Origin of the sequence: Methylobacterium sp. 88A, from assembly GCF_000376345.1 — a bacterium.
Taxonomy (GTDB): domain Bacteria; phylum Pseudomonadota; class Alphaproteobacteria; order Rhizobiales; family Beijerinckiaceae; genus Methylobacterium; species Methylobacterium bullatum.
This window is the reverse complement of the sequence record NZ_AQVT01000001.1, coordinates 1,446,124-1,466,938: the sequence shown is the minus strand read 5'-3', so window position 1 is coordinate 1,466,938 and position 20,815 is coordinate 1,446,124. Positions and strand designations below refer to the sequence as shown.

Here is a 20,815-nt window from a genome sequence, read left to right as displayed (position 1 = left end):
CCTCGTAGAGTGATCACGTGGGCGTCACGCCTGCGGTTGGGGCTCCAGCCCACCCTCGCTGTCCCGCGGACGGCCGCGACCAGCGGAGGGGACGGAAGAACCGCGAATAGGCGCCGGTCCATCGCCCGCATCGCGGATCGGCGGCTTTCCTGCGATCAGGTTCTTGATTTCGTCTCCCGAAAGGGTCTCGTACTCAAGGAGCCCCTGAGCGAGTGCCTCGAGATCGTCCTTGTGCTCACCGAGGATGCGACGGGCTTCCTCGAGGCCGGTCTCGACGAGACGGCGAACCTCGGCGTCGATCTTCTGGGCGGTAGCCTCGGAAACCGTCTGCTGACGGCCCATGGACATGCCAAGGAAGACCTCGTCGTTGTTCTCGCCGTAGGCCACCGTACCGAGCTCAGGAGAGAAGCCCCACCGGGTCACCATCATGCGAGCGAGACGGGTCGCCTGCTCGATGTCGGACTGGGCGCCCGATGTCACCTTGTCGGCACCGAAGGTCATCTCCTCGGCGATGCGGCCGCCCATCATGATGGCAAGACGGGAGGTCATCTGCTCGAAGCTCATGGACAGCTTGTCGCGTTCCGGCAGCTGCATGACCATGCCGAGCGCCCGCCCGCGCGGAATGATCGTCGCCTTGTGAACGGGATCGGTGGCCGGCACGTTGAAGGCGACGATGGCATGGCCGCCCTCGTGATAGGCGGTGAGACGCTTCTCATCCTCGGTCATGACCAGAGTGCGCCGCTCGGCACCCATCATCACCTTGTCCTTGGCGTCTTCGAACTCGTGCATCGTGACGATTCGCTTACCACGACGAGCCGCGAGGAGAGCGGATTCGTTGACGAGGTTCATCAGGTCGGCGCCGGAGAAGCCCGGGGTGCCGCGCGCGATGACCTTGAGGTCGACATCCGGTGCCAAGGGCACCTTGCGGACGTGGACACGCAGGATGCGCTCACGGCCGACGACGTCGGGATTTGGCACCATGATCTGACGATCGAACCGACCCGGACGCAGCAGGGCGGGGTCGAGCACGTCAGGGCGGTTCGTGGCCGCGATGATGATCACGCCCTCGTTGGCCTCGAACCCATCCATCTCCACGAGGAGCTGGTTCAGGGTCTGCTCGCGTTCGTCGTTGCCACCGCCCAGGCCGGCACCGCGATGGCGGCCCACTGCGTCGATCTCGTCGATGAAGATGATGCAGGGTGCGTTCTTCTTCGCCTGCTCGAACATGTCGCGGACACGCGACGCGCCGACGCCGACGAACATCTCGACGAAGTCGGAGCCCGAGATCGTGAAGAACGGCACGTTGGCCTCGCCCGCCACCGCACGGGCAATGAGGGTCTTACCCGTGCCGGGAGGGCCGACGAGGAGCACACCGCGCGGAATGCGGCCGCCGAGACGCTGGAACTTCTGGGGATCGCGCAGGAACTCAACAATCTCCTGCAGGTCTTCCTTGGCTTCCTCGACGCCGGCGACATCGTCGAAGCTCACGCGGCCCGACGCCTCGGTAAGAAGCTTGGCCTTCGACTTCCCAAAGCCCATGGCGCGCCCGGCACCCGACTGCATCTGGCGACTCAGGAAGATCCAGGCACCGATGAAGACGAGGATGGGCAGCCAGCTCACGAGCAGCTGAATGAACCAGGGCGTGTTGTCCGAGGGGGGACGCGCGGTGATCTGCACGCCTTTGCTCTGAAGCTTGGACACCAGGTTCGGATCGTTGGGCGCGTAGGAGGTGAAATTGCCACCACCGACATAGGTACCGCTCACGTCCTGCCCGGAGATCACCACCGTCTGGATCTTGCCGGAATCGGCATCGTTCAGAAGCTGGCTATAGGCGATCTCGCTGCCGCCGCCGCGATGTCCCGGATTCTGGAACAAGGTGACGAGCGCCAGCACGAGCAGGAAGATGACGACCCACAAGGCAAAGTTGCGGAAGTTCGGGTTCATCGATCAATCCCTGGGGGCGTCCGGTCCCGCGTTTGGTGTACGGATCACGCGGATGCATGTCGGCAATGTAGGCAGTGCCGCCCCCCTTGCCAAGTAAATCGGGCCAGCCTGCGGCAAGCCAGTCAGGGGAAAGGTGAGCGCGCCCCTAAGATGGAGACCGCCGGGGCGGGGCTGTGCGTAAGGAGAGGACGCCCTCCGCGTTCAGATCGACGAGGATGCCGCGAAGGGTCCTCCGCATGGCGGTGCCTGCAACGAGAGCCGGCCGGAGACCGTCGACGACGAGACGTTCCAGGCGTTCGAGGCGAATAGCCCCTCCCCCGCCAGCCTCGTGCAATGCGAGTCCGACAACGCGGATGAGGATCGCGTCCGGCAAAGCGGCCAGCTGAGGGGCATCCAATACGACGGCATCTGCGGTGATGCGGAGTGCGGTGAAGGCGGCGCAGGCGGCGTCGCGTAACGCGTCTTCGTCGCGAGCCATGCGGGCGGCGAGGCGGCGGAGCCGTTCGGGGCTGAGGCCTTCCGCCGCGAGATCTGGCATGAGGCGACGCAGGCGCGCGCGCGCGAAGCGCTCATCCACATTCGAGGGATCGCGCGCGGAAACCAGCCCATGGGCAGCGCAGTAGGCGACGAGGTCCGCCTTCGGGATATCGAGGAAGGGCCTCGCTAGGCGCATTCCCGGCGCGAGGTCGCGTTCGCGCCGCATCCCGGCGAGCCCCCCCGGACCGCTTCCGGCGAGGAGCCGCATCAGCACGGTCTCCGCCTGATCGTCGGCGGTATGACCGGTGAGAATGGTATCGGCACCGATCCGGCCCGCGCATCCTGCGAGGAGGGTGTAGCGCGCGCGACGGGCGGCGGCTTGAATACCACGTATCGGCTTGTCGCCGTCCCAGGTCAGGATGTGATGGCTCAGTCCGAGTGCCCTGGCGGTGAGACCGACGCTCCGGGCCTCGTCGCCTCCTTCTGCTCGGAGGCGATGATCCACCGTTGCAACCTGGATCGGATGCGCCGAACCGAGCCGGGCGGCCGCATGCATCAACGCGGTGGAATCCGGTCCGCCGGAGACGGCGATGAGAAGGCGGCTGGACCTGAGATACGGCGCTAGCGCGACGGCGAGCGTCGCATCGATGCCGTCACTCGATGGAGCGGCGTTCAAGCGGCGCAGCGTGCGCGTTTCTGCTCGCGGACCACGCTCTGGCGGACACCCTGTGCGGCGGAAGGAAATTTGCGTTCCAGTTCCGCGAGGGTCGCGCAGGCCTGTTCGCGAGCGCCGAGGGCATTCAGCGAGATTCCGAGCTTCAGCATCGCGTCCGGCGCCTGGGGCGAGCGGGCGTAATCCGTGGAGACCTTCAGGAACTGCTCGGCCGCCTCGCGGTTGCGGTTTCGCTGGAGGTAGCTCTCACCGAGCCAGTAGGTCGCCGACGGCACCTGCGCGTCGCGCGGATGCGACTGAATGAACTGGCGCAGGCTCATCTCCGCCTGTTCGTAATGCCGTCCGGCGATGTAGCCGTAGGCCGTCTCGTAATCCGCCCGTGCGTCACCCGTCGTGGTCGCGGCCACGCTGGTCATTGGGCGTGCCGGGCTCGGCAGCGTGCCGGTTGTGGGCACGCGTGAGGGGGGCGTGAGGTCGACGGGGCCGCCCAGGCCGGGAGGAGACAGGCCACGCTCCTCGTCATCGGCATCGACCACGGTGGGCGGCACACTCGGGCCCCGTGACGACGGCGCAGCGGCGATGGCGGCGGAGGGGATGGTCGTGCCGAGTTGCATCGGCCCGCCGGGACGGCCCGGATTCTGCTCCGGGTCGAAGGCATCGCTGCGCTTCTGCTGCTTTGCTTGTCCGGGATTGGTGCCGGACGGAGGGGCAGCAGGCTTTCCACCGCCGCCCTTGCCTTCCTGCAGCCGGTATTCGACGTCCTCCTGGAACTTGCGAAGCTGTTCTTTGAGCTGGCGATTCTCGTATTGCAGCGTCTCGATCTGACCCGCCATCTGGCGAGACTGGTTCTCGATGCGGTTCAGGCGAACGACGAACTCCGACGCATCCTGAGCCGCCGCCGGACCGACGGCGGTCAGAGGGGCGAGGAATGCGAGAAACGTGGCCGTGAGAAGCAGGCGGCGGAGCATGGGAATCGGCACCTGTGGTCGGATCGGACGGGGATGCATCGGCAGCGCTCCGCCGATAGCAGATGTGCCGGGACGCGGCAAAAATAGGGCCACGCCTGCAAAGGTCACCTTCGCCGTCAGGAGCCGGCGCCCCGGTCGAGGACGGTCACGGCGCGGCGGTTCTGAGACCAGCAGGAGATGTCGTTACACACGGCGACCGGGCGCTCCTTGCCGTAGGAGACCGTCCGCATCCTTCCGGCGGCGAGTCCACGCGAGGACAGGTAGTCCTTGACGGATTGAGCCCGGCGCTCGCCGAGCGAGAAGTTGTACTCGCGGGTGCCGCGCTCGTCGGCATGGCCTTCGACAAGGAATGTGTAGCGAGGGTAGCGCTGCAACCACTGAGCCTGTTTGTCGAGGGTGGCGGTGGCAGTCGGCGTCAGGTCGGTCGAATCCGATTCGAAGAAGACGCGGTCGCCGATATTGACGACGAAGTCTTGAGCGCTGCCCGGCGTATTGGCGCCGCCTGCAAAACCCGAGGCGTCGGCGAGATCCTTGTCGTTGGTGCAGGCAGCGACACTGAGCGCGGCGCAAAGGGCTGCCGCGAGCGGAAACACGCGAAAGCGCGCGGTCATGGACATGGTCTTGCTCTCCTCGGGCGGGGCGTCCGGTTCCGGGACGTCCCCACGGGGCCGTTCGGTGGTGCGACCTGTGTAGGTCGAGCGGGTTAAGCGAAGGTTCCGTCAACCTTGACGGGGTGTTTCAAAGGCCGAATTCCAGTCGCCGTATGTGACGCTCGGCACCTCGATTTCCCAGAATGGCCTCGTGACCTGCGCAACGATCCGTGTCGCACCTCAAATGCGGCAGTCACGCGACGGATACGCCGCGCGCTCCGCACTCTTGGCCAGTGTGCCTTCGGCGCAACGGGTCAGTGCCATGAGCTTCTCAAGGAGCACGATGGCCATCACTCGCGCGCGCCCAAGACGGCGAGGGCGGTCAGCGCGCGGTCGGCGGCGATCCGCCCTTCCTGCAGCGGGATGGCGATGTCGTCGCCCTTCAGGCAGGCCTGTTCGATGACCGAACAGCACCGCGAAAGGTCGAGAAAACCGAGAGACCCGCTCGATGCCAACAGAGCATGGGCATCCTGCGCGATAGTGGCCCGATCGTCGTTCCCGGCGGGAAAGCGGACGCGGATCTCGACGACGAGCAGGGACAGAAGCCGTTTCAGATGGTCGTGCCCGAGAAGAACCTCGAGTTCGGCGAGCGTTGCCTCGTCGCAGACCGTCCCTCTCCCCTTGTCGGACGTGTGCTCCACCGCTGCCTCACGCATCGTCGAAGGGTATTTGAACGACCCACCGTCCATGTCGCCGACGATCTCCGAATCGACGCGACCATTGATGGAAGCTTAACCATTAATGCAGTTATTTGTTGATGTATGAAAGGGTCGACAGCCGGCATGAGTGGCGCACCGAACGTTCTGATCGTCGAGGACAATTTCCTCCTGCTGGATATGTTGATGATCCAGTGCGAGCGTGCCGGCCTCACGGCCGTCGCGGCGTCCAGTGGCGAAGACGCTCTGACGCTTCTCAGGACGCGTGGTGCCGATTTCGACTGGTTGCTGACGGATATCAATCTCCCGGGATTGATCGATGGATGGACGGTGGCTCGCGCCTTCCGCGAGGTTCGTCCTGACCGCCCGGTCATCTATGCGTCGACGAATGCCTATTTCGATCGCAGGCCACTTCGAGGAAGCCTCTCGGTCCGCAAGCCGTTTCAGATCCGCGAGATCGTCGCCCTTGCCCGGATGATGGCGGCGGAGCGCGCCCTATCCCCTGCTCTGGTATCGCACCACGCATCGGCGTGAGACGGTCGCCGTCATTTCGCCGGAGGGGCTAGGCGGAATGTCCCGCGCCCATCCGCCTTGGCCGCATAGAGGGCCATGTCGGCCTCCGCGAAGAGGTCCTCCGGACTGTGGCTCACCATCGTGGCGATGCCGATGGAGACGCCGATCGTGAAGGTCCCCTGCCCCCAGGCGATGGGCGGCGCCATGGCGGCGATGATCCGTTTCGCCAGTGTCGCGAGGCCCTGTGTGCCGATGGTGGCGCCGACGACGACCCCGAACTCGTCACCCCCGATGCGTGCGACGAATTCCGTGTGGCGGCACGTCTCTTTGAGGCGGCGCCCCACCTCGGCGAGACAGGCATCGCCGGCCATGTGGCCATGAAGGTCGTTGACCTGTTTGAAGCCGTCGAGGTCGAGGAGCAGCAGGGCTCCCAGTCGGTCCATCCGGGTGAGGCGGCCGTAGAAGCTTGTGCGGTTGGGCAGGCCCGTCAGGGTATCGAACTCCGCAAGATAGCGTGTCCGGTCGGCGAGAATCTTCTCCTCGGTAATGTCCTGCTTCATGCCGAAGATGCGGACCGGTATTCCTCCCTCGCATTCCACCGTAGCGGTCAGGCGGATCCAGCGTCGGTTGCCCAAAGCCGTTACGATCTCGGCGTCCAGGGTAAAGCCGCCTCGCTCGGCGATGGCCTCGCTCCGAAGTGTGTCGAGGCGGACGCGTGACTCCGGGCTGTAGCAGCCCAGGGTCGTTTCGCGGTCCACCGCGGAGCCCACCGGCAGGTCGAACATCCGGTAGACGGCATCGGTCCAGGTCAGCGCCTCGTCTTCGAGGCGGCATTCCCACACTCCGATCCTGGCCACGGCCGAGGCGCGTTCGAAGATCTTACGGCTGTGGGCAAGAGACAGGGCCTGCGCGTCGATGAAGCGGGCCTGGTCCTCGATACGGGCCTGGAGGGCCGCGATCACTTGCGCATCCTCGCGGCGCTCGACCGTGATCTCTTCCCGTCCTGGGGTATCCCCGTCGAGATGGATCAGCATCGGTGAGCGGGACGACGAGTGGGCGCAGACCTCATCCATCTGTATCCCCGGGCCGCAAAGAGTATAAGACTGTACACTAACCGTAGCCGATCAGCGATTAACCGTTCCTCTCCTATCCGCAACGCGCGAAGTTGCCGCGCCTACCCCGGATCGGCACTGATGCCGTTGGAGTGAGAGACCGCTTATTGCAGATGTTTGGCGTAGGTGTCGCCGGCTGCGCGTTTCAGTTCGGCTCCGGCATCCTGTCCGATCCGAGCGGCGTCCGATACCGCGCCCCTACGGCGGACCGCCCATTGGGCGCTGCCGTCAGGCAGGAACAACAGACCGTCGAGGGTCAGCACGTCGCCGTCGATCCGCGCCAGGGCCGCGATGGGTGTGCGGCACGATCCATCGAGTTCCGCCAGGAGCCCGCGCTCGGCGTCGAGTTCGGACGTGGCCGTGGCGGATCGCAGAGGGGCGAGCAACGCACGAACGTCGGAATCCGCCTCCCGGCATTCGATGCCGAGCGCGCCCTGCGCCACGGCGGGGAGCATCTCGTCCACGGCCAGGACGCTCCGGGCCATGTCGGCCATACCAAGGCGTTCGAGGCCGCAAAGGGCCAGGAGAGTCGCCTCGCAGGTGCCCTCCTGAAGCTTGCGCATCCGGGTATTGGCGTTGCCGCGCATGGGGACGATGCGCAGGTCCGGGCGGCGCATGAGGACCTGAGCGGCTCGGCGCAGGGAGGACGTGCCGACGCGGGCGCCCGGCGCGAGGCCGGCAAAACCCTCCGCTTGCGCAGAGAGGAAGGCATCGCGCGGATCGTCCCGTTCCAGGATGCAGGCGATGACCAGTCCTTCGGGCAACCAGGTCTCGACATCCTTCATCGAATGCACGGCCACATCGACCACGTCGGCGAAAAGGGCCTGTTCGAGTTCCTTCGTGAAGAGTCCCTTGCCGCCGATCTCTGAGAGCGGTCGGTCGAGGATGCGGTCGGCCACCGTGTTGACGACCACCAATTCTGTTTCCAGCCCCGGATTAGCCGCCACGATCTTGTCGCGGACCATTCCCGTCTGTGCGAGAGCCATTGGGCTACCGCGGGTGCCGATGCGGAGGGGGCGCTGGATCATGGGCGATGGACGCCTGTGCAAGGACGCTACGGATGAAGCCGCCTCTATCGAGGACGGTTTCCCTCAGTAAGCAGTCCACGGTCGGCTGTCACCGTGGCGAAGGCTTCGCTCGAATCGCGCGCCAGGGTGTGGAAGGATTCATTTCATCCAAACCCGATCATCGAATCCTTACGAAAGACGGCCGACTGTGGCGAGATCTGCGGTCGAGACGAGAGAGATGGCTCCGAGCAAGCTCGAACGGTTCCGAGACGCGCATTTTCCCCAGGCCGACGACGAAGCTTCTGGTCAGCCAACCGAGCGGAGCGTGCCGTTGCGTCGCATCGACCCGCCGCACTCCGAAAAGTCTTCTCCTCGACGGCGGCGTGGCGTCTTCGGCCGAGCCTATGTCGGTCTCAAGCTGATCCTGACACTCGGGCCGCTTGCCTTCCTGCTTCTCTCGGCCGTCGCCGAATGTGGACCCCGCTCGTCGGCGCTCTTGCCGGACTTCCTGCAGGCCAGTGCCTGCGCACGGCGCGACCTCACCCGCCACGTATGGTCCATCGAAAGTACGCTGAAGACCGTATCGGACCGTCTTCGCTGAAGCCGTACGGCAGCGGTGTGATCCACGAAAGAATTTTTAATCCTAACCGAACGTTACGGCGAGTTGCGCAGATTTCAGCTGCATGCCGCACAGGTTGGTCTGTACCCCCTCCAAGAGCAAAGCCTGGGAGCGTGATGCAACCGGATTCGCCCGCCGTTCTTCCGTTGCACTCAGGCACCGCTGACATCGGGCTGCGCCCTGGCAGAGTGGTAGCATCGCGGCACGCCGATCGGAGCGACGCCAAGGACGTTTTCGGCGATGTCACGACGGTGCGCCGAGGCTGGGTGATGGGTCTTTCGCTGGATGCCGCGTGAAGCCCTGGGCGCTCCTCGACAGCCGCATCGAAATGCTTATCCGGCAATCCGGGCGTCAGAACGCCTGGAGGGTGAGCTCCGTATGCTCGACGCTGGGCGGTCCTTCGAAGAACGGAGAGACCATCGCACGATAATCCTTCCACGCCTGCGACCCGGTGAAGAGTTCGGTATGGTCGGCGAGCGTCTCCCACTCGATTAGCAGCCGGTAGCGCTGGGGTTTCTCCACGGAACGGCGCACGGCGAAGCTCTTGCAGCCTTTGGCGACCTTGAAGATCTCGGATGCTTTGGCGATGCTCGCTTCGAAATCAGCCTCCATGCCGGATTTGATGTCGATCTGTGCAATCTCGAGGATCATGGCGTGGTCCTAAACCCGGTCTCTGTGGTGGGGGTGATCTTAACGGAGTTTGCGCCCGAGCTTCTTGGCGAGGATCCGCTGCGGGCTGCGCTCCGGATCCGCCTGGCTCGTCACGGGCAGGTAGGCCGTCTGTTCCAACATGTAGCGGCCGCCCATGGCGCCATGCATGACAAGGTCCGAGAACGTCACCCAGGTCTGGCCCGGGGCGAACTGCACGTCGGCCTGGGGACCCTTCTGCTGGTACTCCATGTCCTGCTTCAGCGCATCGTGGAGATGCAGCATCAGGTGGTCGTATTCGGAGCGGCGCGCCTTGGTGATACGCAGGGCCGCCAGCAGCCGCGCCGACAAGGGCGAGTAGCCGGGCAGGCGCGGCAAGAACTTCTCGGCCATCGAGCCGAAATCCTCGCCCACCCGCCACAGGCGGGGCTGCCCGTTCGGGTTGATGTTGCGGAAGATGCGAAGGATGCGCTTCTCGCCGATCGGGTTCGACGGAAAGGCGTCCACATGCAAGCGTGTATCGTCCCGGCGCCAGCTGAGCTTGCGCTGGTCCACCTCGAACGGGCGGTAGGAGGTGCCGGCCAGCGTGATCTTGCCGGTATAGGCCGGCAGATGGCGGTCGATCAGCCCCTGGGCGAAGGCTTTGTAGCGGATGAGAAGCTGGCGCAGAGCCTCCTGCTCCTCCGGCGTTCCGGCTGCCCCTCTCAGTGAGGCCTCTTTGCCGCGGATGTTGACGTTCTTGGCCTTGCCGTCGGCAAAGGGTCGTTCGACGAAGCGCTTCTCGAAATCGCTGAAGGGGAAGTCTTCATCGTGGAAGACGAGAACCGAGCCGCTCTCCAGAGCTTCGACAAGGGAGGGGACGCCGGGCGCTGATCCGTCGCGGGCGACGGAAAGGATCGGACTGATCATTGGGGAAGCGTCCTCGAAAGCCGCGTGTGCCGCGCGGTTTAGCCGAAGCTCGGGCTTTCCGCCAAGGGCAGGACGCCAGGGGCAGGCTGCCAAGAGAAAGGGCGAGCCCGTCGCGGGCGACGACGCGCGCCAGAACATCGATACGATCTCGAGCGACTGATGATGCATTAGCGGTGGATGAATTCTTCACCTGGTTGTCATTGCCGCGGTGTCGGCCCAACCCTGCTCAATCGAGCGAGAGCATCCGTCGCAACCTTGGCGCATGCCCGACCGTTCTCTCGGTGACGGGCCGGTCCAATGGTTCGGCCGCGACGGCAGCGAGGAAGCCGACGATGGCGACGTTGAAGGAATTCGAAGAGGCCCTGCGCGAGCAGGGCATGAACATGGCGCTCGCCCTGCTCCAGCGTCTGCGCGAACGCGACCGGGCGACCCGCACGATCAAGCCGGCACGACGCCTCACGGGGCAGAAGATGACGCCGGATCTGGCGCGAGCCATCCTTGATCTCCACGCCTCCACGGGAATGACCCAGCAGGAGATCGCCTTCAAGGTCGGCGTGAACCAGGGGCGGGTCAACGAGGTGATCAAGCGCGGCAAATGGCTGAGCGACAACCCGAATGCACCTGAAGCCGTGGCCCGCGACAAAGCAAAAGCCCGGATGCGCGGCGAGCCGAGACAGCACCGTCCTGCATCAAAACCTCCGGTTCGCAAGGAGGCTCCGGTCGCTGCACGCCGCAGGCAAAGCCCTCAGGGGCAACTCGTCTTCGGCGACCTCTGAATCCTCTACCGAAACCTGGCTGATCGGCTTGGAGTTACCTCGGTGAGACCGCGTTTCCGTGCGGTGGAAGACGAGGGGCGTTGGGCTGTGTTGAAGGTTTACCGTTTCATCTGCGTTATATGTACCGTCATCGGCATCAGTTGGCCCGCCATGGCACAGCGGCCATCAACCCTCGACATGACCTGCCCAGAGGCGAGAGCCGTCGTGTCACGGAGCCGGGGCATCGTCCTCGGGACAGGTGGATCGACCTACGATCGCTTCGTGCGCGACCGTGGCGCATGCGAGGTCACTGAGATCACCATCCCCGCCTACGCGCCCACCTGCGATATGGCGGATTGCTTCATCGGCTACCGATGCCGGGAGCCGGGCCGAGGCGACCGGTTCGATGGATTTTGAACGCGAGCAGGCGCCCCGACCTCCCGGTCGGGGCGCTCATGGTCGAAAGACCGGCGATTACGCCGCTGCTTGCACCTGACCTTCGATCACGGGCGCTTTCACGGCGCCCGACGTGGCGATCTGGATCTGGCGGGGCTTCTTAGCCTCCGGAATCTCTCGGACGAGATCGATATGGAGCAGGCCGTTCTCCAGGGCCGCACCCGTGACCTGAACATAGTCGGCGAGCTGGAACCGGCGTTCGAACCCGCGAGCTGCGATCCCCTGATGAAGAACCTCGGCTTTGCGGGTCGTGTCGGGACTGCGCTCGCCCTTGAGCGTGAGCGCGTTTTCCTTAACCTCGATGGTGAGGTCGGATTCGGTGAACCCAGCCACCGCGACGGTAATACGGTAAGCGTTTTCGCCTGTGCGCTCGATATTGTAGGGCGGATAGGTCGGGACCGCATCGGCGCTCACGAACTGGTCGAGGGCCGAGAAAAGACGGTCGAAGCCGACGGTAGAGCGATAGAGGGGAGCAAGATCGAACTGGCGCATGACATATTCTCCGTAGGAAGCAACATGTAACGTTATCGTCCGCCCAAAGGGCCGGACCGTTGCGCCGCCGTATCGGCCAGCGCTCCTCCAATATCGGAGGTGCGTCGGAAGGCTTCAAGAGTCTGGATAGCCCTTCTCATGCAAAATTTACCGCTGCTTCTCTTGTCTGGATCCTCCACATGCTGACCCTTGCTTCCACGCCTGGAAATCCGGCCCCTCCGGGGGGGACGTTGGTCGTCGTCCATGCAGATGACGGGATCCGGCTGAGGGCAGCTCATTGGCGCCCGACGACCCGGTTGGCAAAGGGAACAGTGTGCCTGCTGCAGGGCCGGGCCGAGTTCATCGAAAAATATTACGAGACCATCTCGGAGCTGCGCCGGCGCGGGTTCGCCGTTGTCGCGTTCGATTGGCGGGGCCAGGGGGAATCACAACGGCAGGTCTCCGATGCGCATCGCGGCCACGTCGCGCGTTTCGACGATTACCGCCGCGATCTCAAGGCGATCGAGGATGCGATCCTGCGGCCGCTGATGCCGCATCCGCATATGTGTCTCGCCCATTCCATGGGGGGCGCCGTGGCGTTGACCGGGGCGATGGATGGGTGGCTGCCCTTCGCCCGTCTCGTGACGGTGGCACCGATGCTGTCGATCCGGATGATCCGTTTCCCGGCGGCGTCGTTCTTCCTTGCTCGCGTTCTGCACAGGCTGGGTCTCGGGCGCAGCTACATCCCGTTCGGCAAGCCCGCCTCTTTGGCTACGAAACCGTTCGCGGGAAACCGCCTCTCGGGCGATCCCACACGCTATGAACGCAACGCTCAGGCGGCCCGGGCCGTCGGCGCCAGCGCCGTGGGGGATCCGAGCGTGGCCTGGATCGTCGGCGCGTTCCGGGCGATGGCGAAGCTCGCCGATCCGCGAAAAGCCGCCTCGATCCGCATTCCGACTCTCGTGATCGGCGCCGGTGCCGACCCAGTTTGCGACACCGCGATCACGGAACGGTTCGTGGGCCGCCTCTCCTCCGGTTTCCTCCTCGTCCTGCCCGACGCCCGTCATGAGATCCTCTCGGAACGCGACGCGATTCGAGACGATTTCTGGGCGGCGTTCGACGCCTTCGTACCGGGGACGGTCGTGTCGGAAAGGGCTGAACACGCCGATGCGGGGCGGGCCGTCGCCGCCGCGATGACGCCGTGAGACACGCCCCCGATTGACCGGAAGAGGCCATCGCTTCTCCTCGGCCAAACGAGTGACGCAGAGCCTAAGCCTCTAAAGAATCAGTGTATTACGGGTTGAGGTGGCGCAGGGCCGCTGCGTGGAGCCGGACGTCCCCGGCGGCGACGATCCGGCCGCCCTTCGCGGCTGAACCGCCATCCCAGGCGGTGACGATGCCGCCGGCGCCCTCGATGATCGGGATCAGCGCGACGATGTCGTGCGGCTTCAGGCCGGCCTCCACCACGAGGTCGATCTGCCCTGCCGCGAGCATGCAATAGGCGTAGCAATCGGTGCCGTAGCGCGACATCCGCACCGAATCCTCGATGCTGCGAAAGCGATCCTGCTCGTCGCCCGGCGCGAACAGGCGCGGATCGGTGGTGGCGAGCAGCGCATCGGCGAGGCGCTCGCAGCGGCGGGTCATGAGCTTGCGAGGGCCGCGAATGCCGTGGAACGAGGCGCTTGCCCCATCCCCCACGAAGCGTTCGCCGAGATAGGGCTGGTTCATCAGCCCGCGCACCGGCACGCCGTCATGGAGCAGGCCGATCAGCGTTCCCCAAGTGGGAAGCCCCGTGATGAAGGCGCGGGTGCCGTCGATGGGGTCGAGGACCCAGACGCATTCGGCATCCGCGTGGTCGGAGCCGAACTCCTCCCCGACGATGCCGTGGGTGGGGAATGTGCTGCGGATCCGTCCGCGCAGGATCGTCTCCGCCGCCCGGTCGGCCTCGGTGACGGGATCGAAGGCGCCGGTGTCCCGGCCCTTGTCGTCCATGCCGAACGAGGCCCGGAAGAAGGGCAGGATGGCCTGGCCCGACTCGGTGGCGAGGTCTTCCATGAACCGTGCGAGATCGACGACGCTCATCGAAAGCCTCCCTGTGGAACCGCCCCGCAACCGAAGCGGTGACGGGCGACCCGCGTCAAGCCCGGACCGCCACGAACAGGCCCGAAACACCGCCATCCCCCGGGCGGAATCAGCGGAATCGCACGGCTCTTCGGCCGCGGCGGAAAACCCGCCGCGTTCAGGTCGGGATGGCGGCGGCGACCGGCGCCGATGGCGGCAATTCGGGTGGCATTTCCGGCGGAATCTCGGGCGCTGAAGACTCCGGTTTCGCGACCGAGGCCGTGGTGCCGGCCCGGGCGAGGACGGCCTGCAACGCGGCGTCGAGGGACGACACATGCGTATCCGCGCCGATAGCCGCCCGCTGACCTTCGTCGTTAAGGATCTCGTGATCGGCCTGCCAGAGACCGACGACGATGGGCAGGCCCGGCATGCGATTCTTCAGCCGTCCGACGAGGCGGCGCAGATGCGTCGGCTCCCCGTTGATGGCGAGGGATACGATGCAGAGCATCCGGGCCGGGCCGGGGTCGAACCCGTCGATCTGAACCCGGGCCACGTCGGAGAACGGAACGATTCGGGTGCCGATGCCGCGCTTGTTCAGCAGTTGGGCCAGGATCGTGCAGGCCGATTCGTCGACGAAGCTGCGGCCCGTCACGCACAGGACCGCGCCGTCCTGCTTCCAGGCCTCGGGGATGTCGTCCGGAATGGCGAAGTCGTCGTCGGGCACCTCGACCTCGCGGCGGTCGAGGCCGGCGATGAGGACGGCCACCGTGTCGCGGATATCGTTCTTCTGCTCCGGGGTGAGCACCCCGCGCGCCGCGTCACGGGCGGCGAGTTCGAGCCCCTTCAGCACCACGTCGTCGTAATAGGAGGAGAGCGAACATTCCTTCAGGATCAGCTCGGCATGCTCCTCGGCCTCCTCCGGGTCGTCGGCGAGGATGCGCTGGTAGAAATTCTCCACCGGGGTCAGGGCCGGCCGGTCGCCGAACAGCACGTCGAGGAATTCGAGCTTGTCCACATGGCGGCCGAGAACCACGAGGCAGACGGTGAGCGGCGTCGACAGCAGCAGGCCGACCGGTCCCCATAGCCATGTCCAGAACAGGGCCGAGACCAGCACGGCGAAGGGCGACATCCCGGTGGACTGCCCATAAAGCATCGGCTCGATGACGTGCCCGGTCAGCGGTTCGAGGATCAGGAACACCGCGAGAGTCGCGATGACCATCGTCCAGCCGGGATCGACCGCCGCCGCCAGGGCCAGGGGGAACAGGGCCGCCAGCGCCGCGCCGATATAGGGCACGAACCGCATGAGCGCCGAGAAGATGCCCCAGAGGGCTGGGTTGGGCACGCCGATGACGGAGAGGCAGATGCCGATCACCACGCCGAAGGCGGCGTTGAGGGCGAGCTGGACCAGGAAGTAGCGGCTGAGACGCCGCGCGGCATCGTCCATCGCCACGGTGGTCCGGTGGAGATCGCTCGACCCGACGAGGCGGATCATGCGGTCGCGCAGGTCTTCGCGCTGCATCAGCAAGAACAGCAGCACGATGAAGACGATGCCGGTGGTGGCCAGCGGATGCAGGATCGGCGACAGGATGGTGTTGGCCAGGGCCAACGGGTCCGGTGCCCGCTCCTTCATCTCGACGACGACCGGCTTCTCGGGCGGCGGAGCGCTGGGTTTCCCGGCCTCGGGCTTCGGAGCCTCGGGCTTGGCGCTCTCCTCGCCGCCCTGGTGCATCGTCCGGCCGATATTGGCGACGTAATCGGCCAGCCGGCCGGCCGGGCTGTCGCGCAGGCCCTCGACCTTCTGCTCGATGGTGGTTCGGTAGCGGGGCACGTCCTTGGCCAGATCCGCGAGCTGGACGCCGATGAGGGTGGCCAACGCCGCCGCCACCCCGAGCGCCATGACGACGGAGGTGGCGACCGACAGGAACCGCCCGAAGCGCAGGCGCCGCAGCAGGTAGACGATGGGGCCCAGCACGAAGGAGAGCAGGACCGCGATGGCGATGGGAATCAGGACGTCACGGCCGATATAAAGGCCGGAGACGATCAGCGCGGTGACGATGAGGGGCGAAACCAGCGAAGGAGGAAGCGCTTCGGCCGCCGCGATGCGCGTCGCCCGAGGCGGCAACATCGGTTCCCGCAAAGGCGTCGCCCGGGAGATGCCGGTTTTGCCACTCGCGGAACTCTTGGAACCGGCAGAACCCTTGCCACTCGCGGACCCCGCCTTCGGCGCCTGCGGCGATGCGGCCTCAACCGGGGTGGGTGTCGCCATGTCGGTCCCGTCTCAACGCTACGCACACGATGGGCGGCGGTTTCGCCAGCGTCGTCGCCATGGGGAACGGAGTATCGGCGGGAAACGATCCCTGCTGCTTTCGACGTTTGTATTCATTCCGAGATCAGGCGGCGGCGAAGGCGGCCAGTTCGAAGCCCGCTTCCCCGAGGGCCAGCCGCACCGCGCGCGCCGTCTCCACCGCCTGCGGCGTGTCGCCATGGACGCAGATCGTGTCGATGGACACCGCGATCCTGCGGCCGGACAGGGTGATCACCGCCCCGTCCTCCACCATGCGGCGGACCCGCGCCGCCGCCTCGGCCGCATCGTGAATGACGGCCCCTGGACGCGAGCGCGCGCAGAGCTGCCCGTCCTCCTCATAAGCTCGGTCGGCATAGATCTCCCGCACCACGGCGAGGCCGGCATCGAGAGCCGCGCGCTCGGCCGCGAGGCCCGGCATCACCACCAGGGGCAGGGTCCGGTCGACGGCGAGGACCGCCCGCGCGAGAGCCTTCGCCACATCTACGTCGGAGTTCGACAGGTTGGCGAGGGCGCCGTGCGCCTTCACATGGGTGACGCGATGATGGCCGAGGGCCGCGCAGGCCTGGAGCGCTCCGATCTGGTAGGCCACCCCGGCCTCGATCTCGGCCGCGCTCTCGGCCATGATCCGGCGGCCGAAGCCGCGCAGGTCCTGGAAGCCCGGATGGGCGCCGATGGCGACGCCGCGCGCCTTGGCCGCCGAGGCGGTGGCGACCATGATCGCGGGATCGCCGCCATGGAAGCCGCAGGCGACATTGGCCGAGGTGACGAGATCGAGGAGGGCCGCGTCGTCGCCGAGCGTGTAGGGGCCGTAGCCTTCGCCGAGATCGGCATTGAGATCAATCCGCATGAGGTCCGCCTTGTGGGTTCTACCTTCGTCCATCATCATAGGTTCGCCGATGCGGTTGCGAAGTAACCGGTGCCGTCCGACGAGTAACCGATCCCGTATCCAGGCCGCCGTCGAAGTTCTGGCAGCACAACATTGCTTTCAAGGCAAGACAGTGTCGTTGCCACGATATATTCATCAGGATCATGGCCCGGGAGCCGCTGATCCGAAACCCGATGGCGCGCTGCCTGTTCATGATGTCGGATTTTGTTGTTCGGCATAACTATTTCGTGATGGACGAATTGGGATCTAAAGCGCCAATTTCAGTCAAGACAACATAATTCATCGATTCTTATAAGATCGTGCCTCATTTGATCGATCGATTTTATTTGTCGGCGGGCACATGGGCGACGTGGTTTTCATGCGGGATGATCGGGCGGGGTCTCCGGATGCCGAAACCGGTGATTCGAGCCTGCGCGGCGTCGCGGCCGAGCTCGCCGAGCTCAAACGCATTTCCTCGGACAAGAGCCGCCGCATCCAGGGCATCACGGCGCAGGTGAAGATACTGGCCTTGAACGCGCTCATCGAGGCGGCGCGGGCCGGTGAGATGGGGCGCGGCTTCGCGGTGGTGGCGCAGGAGGTGCGCGCCATCGGCGCGGAGGTCGAGACCGTGGCGAAGGCCCTCGAAGCCGAATTGTGCGGCCGGATCGTCTCGGTTCAGTCCCAGGTCGAGAGATTGTCCGAGCGATCCCATAACACGCGCCTCATCGATCTCGCCCTCAATGCCGTCGAGCTGATCGATCGCAACCTCTATGAGCGGACCTGCGACGTGCGCTGGTGGGCGACCGATAGGGACCTGGTGGAATGCGCCGCCGATCCGACGCCGGAGCGGGCCGCCCATGCCACGGAGCGCCTGGCCGTGATCCTCGGGGCCTACACGGTCTATCTCGATCTCTGGCTCTGCGGATTGGACGGACGGGTCATCGCGCATGGGCGGCCCGACCGCTTCGGCGACATCGTCGGCCGTGACGTTTCGGGCGAGCCCTGGTTCAGGAAGGCGGCCGGCCTACCCGATGGCGACGCCTATGTCGCCGCCGAGGTGGCTCCCCAACCGGGTCTCGGTGGCGCGCAGGTCGCCACCTTCTGCGCCGGCATCCGCGAAGGCGGCCGGAGCGAGGGACGGCCCATCGGCATCCTGGCGATCCATTTCGATTGGGAGCCGCAGGCCCGGTCCATCGTGGATGGCGTTCGCATCGACCCTGCGGATCGCGAGCGGACGCGGGTGCTGCTGGTCGACGCGCAGGGGCTCGTCCTCGCATCCTCCGGCCGCCGCTCCCTCCTCCGGGAGATTCTGCCGTTTCGGCCGGGCGAGCGGCGGAGCGGCGCCGATTCGGCAGGCGCCGTCACCGCCTTCCACCGTACCCCCGGCTACGAGACCTATGCCGGGCTCGGCTGGTACGGCGTCATCGTGCAGCAGCCCAAGGAATGGCGGACGCTCACACGATGACCGGCATCGCCGCCATCTCCCCGGTGCCGAAGACGCGCTTGTAACGGGCGATCTCGTCGGCCGGCCCGATGGCCTTGGACGGGTTGTCGGAGATCTTCACGGTGGGGCGGCCGTTGGCGGCGATGACCTTGCAGACGATGGAGATCGGATCGAGCCCGTGATCCGGCACCAGCCCGCGGAAATCGTTGGTGAGCAGGGTGCCCCAGCCGTAGCCGATGCGCATCCGCCCGTGGAAATGCGCGTGGATCGCCTCGATCGTCCCGACATCGAGCCCATCCGAGAAGATCGCGAGCTTTTCGTGCGGGTCGCAGCCGCGTGACGCCCACCAGGCGATGGCCTCCTCGCCGCCCTCGATCGGGTCCTTCGAATCGATGCGGATGCCGGTCCAGGCCGTCATCCAGTCCGGCGCATGGGCGAGGAAGCCGGTGGTGCCGTAGGTGTCGGGCAGCATCACCAGCAGGTTGCCGGCATAATCCTGCTGCCAGTCGCGCAGCACGTCGTAGGGCGCCTGGGCCAGGGCCGCGTCGTCCTCCGCCAGCGCGGAATAGACCATCGGCAGTTCATGGGCATTGGTGCCCACCGCCTCGACTTCGCGGCGCATGGCGATGAGGCAGTTCGACGTGCCGAGGAAGGCCTCGCCCAAGCCCTCGCGCATGGCCTCGACGCACCAATCCTGCCACAGGAAGCCGTGGCGGCGGCGGGTGCCGAAATCTGCGATGGAGAGGCCCGGCAGGCGCTTCAGCCGCTCGATCTTCTCCCACACCCGGGTCATCGCCCGCGCGTAGAGCACCTGCAGCTCGAACTTGCCGAGCCCGCGCAGGATTCCGCGCGAGCGCAACTCGTTGAGGATGGCCAGCGCCGGCACCTCCCACATGGTGGTCTCGATCCAGGGACCGTGGAAGGTGAGGACGTATTGTCCGTCGCGCGCCTCGAGTTCGTAGTCCGGCAGGCGGAAGCCTTCGAGCCAATCCATGAAATCGGCCGAGAACATCTGGCGGTTGCCGTAGAAGGTGTTGCCGCGCAGCCAAGTGGATTCCCCCCGGCTCAGGCGAACCGTGCGGGCGTGATCGAGCTGCTCGCGCAATTCGCCCACATCGACGAAATCGGCGATGCGGACGGAGCGGCTGCGGTTCTGGATGCCGAAGGTCACGTCGGCGTCGCGATGGCGGCGAAAGATCGTCTGCGCCATCAGGAGCTTGTAGAAATCCGTATCGAGCAGCGACCGGATGATCGGGTCGATCTTGAAGTTGTGGTTGTAAACCCGCGTCGCGAGATCGAGCATGGTCGGGAGGGATCCGGCGCGGGACCCGGGCGCCCGCTCACCGGCGAAGAGCGCATGGGCCTCGGGCGCGAGTCAATCGTACACCCGGCGATTGGCGGGGGCTGACGTCGACTGAACGGTTCGGCCCCTCGGGTGTATCGCGGGAGAGCGAGGGGAAGCGCGGGTCTCTCTCCCCCTTGTGGGGAGAGGTCAGGAGTGGGGGTGGCTCCGTCAGCCTCCACCGGCGGAGGGTCGCCCCCCCACCTCCAACTCCTCCCCGCAAGGGGGAGGAGGGTCCCGCACAGTCTCGCGGCAGAGAGAGGCGTGAGCTGGACGACGCAGAAGGGCGGCCACCCGCTTCGGATGACCGCCCCACTGTCCGTCCTATCAAAACAATCAGGCGAGATCGACCTTCTTGGTCTCGGTCTTGGGCGACTCGCCGGTGAGCGCGGCCTTCACGTAGCCGTAGATGTGCAGGGCCGTGGCGTTGGGGCTGTCCCAATACTCGCCCTTCTCCGGGTGGATGCGGATGAGCGCGACTTCCGGGTCGTCCTTGCCGTTGGGGAACCAGGTCTTCATGCTCTCGCTCCACTTGTCGTCGACGATGGTTTGATCGGTGACGATCTCGGCCTTGCCGGCGATGGAGACGTAAGTCTGGCTCGACGGGTCGGAATAGGCGAGGTTGACCTGATTGTCCTTGCCGATCTCCGCGGTCTTGGGCGTGTGCAGCTTGGTGAAGAACCAGATGTCGCCGTTCTCGTCGATGTCCTGGCTCCACATCGGGCGGCTGTAGAGCTTCCCGTCCTGATCCGCCGTGGTCATCATCGCGACCTTGATGTCCTTGACGAGATCGAACAGCTTCTTCGCGCCCTCGTGGTCGCGGTGGTTGCCTTGATGCATGAACATGGTCTCCTGAAGGTCTGTCGTCCGTATCGGGGCGCGGCGCTCCCGGTCGCGGGCCGGCCCTGAAGGCTGCACTCACAACGGGCCAGGGCTCGCT

The 20,815-nt window shown here is 65.8% G+C and carries 21 protein-coding genes; 6 read left to right on the top strand and 15 right to left on the bottom strand.

Annotated elements, in window-relative coordinates:
• Positions 1-24: 24 nt before the first annotated feature.
• The 5 genes from ftsH to A3OM_RS23620 form a co-directional block, all read right to left on the bottom strand.
• On the bottom strand, positions 25-1,944 hold the full coding sequence (ftsH, locus tag A3OM_RS0107075; protein WP_018043038.1) for an ATP-dependent zinc metalloprotease FtsH: 1,920 nt from the start codon (positions 1,942-1,944) through the stop codon (positions 25-27).
• A 145-nt stretch (positions 1,945-2,089) separates the two neighbouring features.
• Positions 2,090-3,097 carry a tRNA lysidine(34) synthetase TilS gene (gene tilS, locus A3OM_RS0107070; RefSeq protein WP_018043037.1) on the bottom strand — a complete coding sequence of 336 codons (1,008 nt, stop codon included), beginning with the start codon at positions 3,095-3,097 and terminating at the stop codon, positions 2,090-2,092.
• A complete protein-coding gene (ybgF, locus tag A3OM_RS0107065) occupies positions 3,094-4,062 on the bottom strand; it encodes a tol-pal system protein YbgF (protein WP_018043036.1) in 969 nt (322 codons plus the stop codon). Before ybgF ends, tilS begins: the two co-directional genes overlap by 4 nt.
• Before the next feature lie 116 nt (positions 4,063-4,178).
• On the bottom strand, positions 4,179-4,679 hold the full coding sequence (gene pal, locus A3OM_RS0107060) for a peptidoglycan-associated lipoprotein Pal (RefSeq protein ID WP_018043035.1): 501 nt from the start codon (positions 4,677-4,679) through the stop codon (positions 4,179-4,181).
• Between the two features lie 323 nt (positions 4,680-5,002).
• Complete coding sequence (locus tag A3OM_RS23620; RefSeq protein WP_018043034.1) at positions 5,003-5,401, bottom strand: Hpt domain-containing protein; 399 nt, start codon at positions 5,399-5,401, stop codon at positions 5,003-5,005.
• 93 nt (positions 5,402-5,494) lie between these two features.
• On the opposite strand from A3OM_RS23620, the gene A3OM_RS0107050 reads away from it, so the two are divergent.
• Entirely contained in the window at positions 5,495-5,902 is a 408-nt protein-coding gene (locus A3OM_RS0107050; protein WP_018043033.1) for a response regulator, read from the top strand.
• Between the two features lie 11 nt (positions 5,903-5,913).
• Here A3OM_RS0107050 and A3OM_RS0107045 read toward each other — a convergent pair whose 3' ends face one another.
• Both A3OM_RS0107045 and hemC read right to left on the bottom strand, forming a co-directional pair.
• A complete protein-coding gene (locus A3OM_RS0107045; RefSeq protein ID WP_026175799.1) occupies positions 5,914-6,954 on the bottom strand; it encodes a diguanylate cyclase in 1,041 nt (346 codons plus the stop codon).
• Between the two features lie 143 nt (positions 6,955-7,097).
• Complete coding sequence (gene hemC / locus A3OM_RS0107040; protein WP_026175798.1) at positions 7,098-8,021, bottom strand: hydroxymethylbilane synthase; 924 nt, start codon at positions 8,019-8,021, stop codon at positions 7,098-7,100.
• 304 nt (positions 8,022-8,325) lie between these two features.
• On the opposite strand from hemC, the gene A3OM_RS0107035 reads away from it, so the two are divergent.
• On the top strand, positions 8,326-8,601 hold the full coding sequence (locus tag A3OM_RS0107035; protein WP_244478854.1) for a hypothetical protein: 276 nt from the start codon (positions 8,326-8,328) through the stop codon (positions 8,599-8,601).
• Positions 8,602-8,970: 369 nt separating this feature from the next.
• Here A3OM_RS0107035 and A3OM_RS0107030 read toward each other — a convergent pair whose 3' ends face one another.
• Positions 8,971-9,270, bottom strand: coding sequence for an antibiotic biosynthesis monooxygenase family protein (locus tag A3OM_RS0107030; protein WP_018043029.1), 300 nt, complete (start codon positions 9,268-9,270; stop codon positions 8,971-8,973).
• Between the two features lie 39 nt (positions 9,271-9,309).
• On the bottom strand, positions 9,310-10,176 hold the full coding sequence (locus A3OM_RS0107025; protein ID WP_018043028.1) for a Kdo hydroxylase family protein: 867 nt from the start codon (positions 10,174-10,176) through the stop codon (positions 9,310-9,312).
• A gap of 332 nt (positions 10,177-10,508) precedes the next feature.
• On the opposite strand from A3OM_RS0107025, the gene A3OM_RS0107020 reads away from it, so the two are divergent.
• Both A3OM_RS0107020 and A3OM_RS0107015 read left to right on the top strand, forming a co-directional pair.
• Positions 10,509-10,952, top strand: a complete 444-nt coding sequence (locus tag A3OM_RS0107020; protein ID WP_018043027.1) for a DNA-directed RNA polymerase sigma-70 factor — start codon at positions 10,509-10,511, stop codon at positions 10,950-10,952.
• Between the two features lie 204 nt (positions 10,953-11,156).
• Entirely contained in the window at positions 11,157-11,348 is a 192-nt protein-coding gene (locus A3OM_RS0107015) for a hypothetical protein (protein WP_348625448.1), read from the top strand.
• 57 nt (positions 11,349-11,405) lie between these two features.
• Here the strand turns inward: A3OM_RS0107015 and A3OM_RS0107010 are convergent, their stop codons facing one another.
• Positions 11,406-11,879 (bottom strand): Hsp20 family protein, encoded by a 474-nt coding sequence (locus A3OM_RS0107010; RefSeq protein WP_018043025.1) that lies wholly within the window; start codon positions 11,877-11,879, stop codon positions 11,406-11,408.
• Positions 11,880-12,058: 179 nt separating this feature from the next.
• Between A3OM_RS0107010 and A3OM_RS0107005 the strand changes: the two genes are divergently transcribed.
• Complete coding sequence (locus A3OM_RS0107005; protein ID WP_043764309.1) at positions 12,059-13,063, top strand: alpha/beta hydrolase; 1,005 nt, start codon at positions 12,059-12,061, stop codon at positions 13,061-13,063.
• 88 nt (positions 13,064-13,151) lie between these two features.
• Here A3OM_RS0107005 and hisN read toward each other — a convergent pair whose 3' ends face one another.
• From hisN to A3OM_RS0106990, 3 genes are all read right to left on the bottom strand, one after another.
• The gene (gene hisN, locus A3OM_RS0107000) at positions 13,152-13,940 is read right to left on the bottom strand and encodes a histidinol-phosphatase (protein ID WP_018043023.1); all 789 of its coding nucleotides are present in this window, start codon (positions 13,938-13,940) and stop codon (positions 13,152-13,154) included.
• Between the two features lie 157 nt (positions 13,941-14,097).
• Entirely contained in the window at positions 14,098-16,044 is a 1,947-nt protein-coding gene (locus tag A3OM_RS23615; protein WP_018043022.1) for an AI-2E family transporter, read from the bottom strand.
• 265 nt (positions 16,045-16,309) lie between these two features.
• The gene (locus A3OM_RS0106990) at positions 16,310-17,071 is read right to left on the bottom strand and encodes a 5-oxoprolinase subunit PxpA (RefSeq protein WP_026175796.1); all 762 of its coding nucleotides are present in this window, start codon (positions 17,069-17,071) and stop codon (positions 16,310-16,312) included.
• Positions 17,072-17,450: 379 nt separating this feature from the next.
• Here A3OM_RS0106990 and A3OM_RS0106985 point away from each other — a divergent pair, with 379 nt between their 5' ends.
• The gene (locus tag A3OM_RS0106985) at positions 17,451-18,554 is read left to right on the top strand and encodes a methyl-accepting chemotaxis protein (protein WP_018043020.1); all 1,104 of its coding nucleotides are present in this window, start codon (positions 17,451-17,453) and stop codon (positions 18,552-18,554) included.
• Here the strand turns inward: A3OM_RS0106985 and A3OM_RS0106980 are convergent.
• Both A3OM_RS0106980 and A3OM_RS0106975 read right to left on the bottom strand, forming a co-directional pair.
• A complete protein-coding gene (locus A3OM_RS0106980; protein ID WP_018043019.1) occupies positions 18,544-19,836 on the bottom strand; it encodes a nicotinate phosphoribosyltransferase in 1,293 nt (430 codons plus the stop codon). The two genes, A3OM_RS0106985 and A3OM_RS0106980, sit on opposite strands and share 11 nt — an antisense overlap.
• A 375-nt stretch (positions 19,837-20,211) precedes the next feature.
• Positions 20,212-20,715: a pyridoxamine 5'-phosphate oxidase family protein gene (locus A3OM_RS0106975; protein WP_026175795.1), complete on the bottom strand. Its 504-nt coding sequence runs from the start codon at positions 20,713-20,715 to the stop codon at positions 20,212-20,214.
• Positions 20,716-20,815 lie beyond the last annotated feature (100 nt).

Bases quoted from the DNA above. Each gene is read 5' to 3' on its own strand.
- ftsH (WP_018043038.1), bottom strand. From the start codon at position 1,944: ATGAACCCGAACTTCCGCAACTTTGCCTTGTGGGTCGTCATCTTCCTG.
- ybgF (WP_018043036.1), bottom strand. From the start codon at position 4,062: ATGCTCCGCCGCCTGCTTCTCACGGCCACGTTTCTCGCATTCCTCGCC.
- pal (WP_018043035.1), bottom strand. From the start codon at position 4,679: ATGTCCATGACCGCGCGCTTTCGCGTGTTTCCGCTCGCGGCAGCCCTT.
- A3OM_RS23620 (WP_018043034.1), bottom strand. From the start codon at position 5,401: ATGGACGGTGGGTCGTTCAAATACCCTTCGACGATGCGTGAGGCAGCG.
- A3OM_RS0107050 (WP_018043033.1), top strand. From the start codon at position 5,495: ATGAGTGGCGCACCGAACGTTCTGATCGTCGAGGACAATTTCCTCCTG.
- A3OM_RS0107045 (WP_026175799.1), bottom strand. From the start codon at position 6,954: ATGGATGAGGTCTGCGCCCACTCGTCGTCCCGCTCACCGATGCTGATC.
- hemC (WP_026175798.1), bottom strand. From the start codon at position 8,021: ATGATCCAGCGCCCCCTCCGCATCGGCACCCGCGGTAGCCCAATGGCT.
- A3OM_RS0107030 (WP_018043029.1), bottom strand. From the start codon at position 9,270: ATGATCCTCGAGATTGCACAGATCGACATCAAATCCGGCATGGAGGCT.
- A3OM_RS0107025 (WP_018043028.1), bottom strand. From the start codon at position 10,176: ATGATCAGTCCGATCCTTTCCGTCGCCCGCGACGGATCAGCGCCCGGC.
- A3OM_RS0107020 (WP_018043027.1), top strand. From the start codon at position 10,509: ATGGCGACGTTGAAGGAATTCGAAGAGGCCCTGCGCGAGCAGGGCATG.
- A3OM_RS0107010 (WP_018043025.1), bottom strand. From the start codon at position 11,879: ATGCGCCAGTTCGATCTTGCTCCCCTCTATCGCTCTACCGTCGGCTTC.
- A3OM_RS0107005 (WP_043764309.1), top strand. From the start codon at position 12,059: ATGCTGACCCTTGCTTCCACGCCTGGAAATCCGGCCCCTCCGGGGGGG.
- hisN (WP_018043023.1), bottom strand. From the start codon at position 13,940: ATGAGCGTCGTCGATCTCGCACGGTTCATGGAAGACCTCGCCACCGAG.
- A3OM_RS23615 (WP_018043022.1), bottom strand. From the start codon at position 16,044: ATGTTGCCGCCTCGGGCGACGCGCATCGCGGCGGCCGAAGCGCTTCCT.
- A3OM_RS0106990 (WP_026175796.1), bottom strand. From the start codon at position 17,071: ATGCGGATTGATCTCAATGCCGATCTCGGCGAAGGCTACGGCCCCTAC.
- A3OM_RS0106985 (WP_018043020.1), top strand. From the start codon at position 17,451: ATGGGCGACGTGGTTTTCATGCGGGATGATCGGGCGGGGTCTCCGGAT.
- A3OM_RS0106980 (WP_018043019.1), bottom strand. From the start codon at position 19,836: ATGCTCGATCTCGCGACGCGGGTTTACAACCACAACTTCAAGATCGAC.
- A3OM_RS0106975 (WP_026175795.1), bottom strand. From the start codon at position 20,715: ATGCATCAAGGCAACCACCGCGACCACGAGGGCGCGAAGAAGCTGTTC.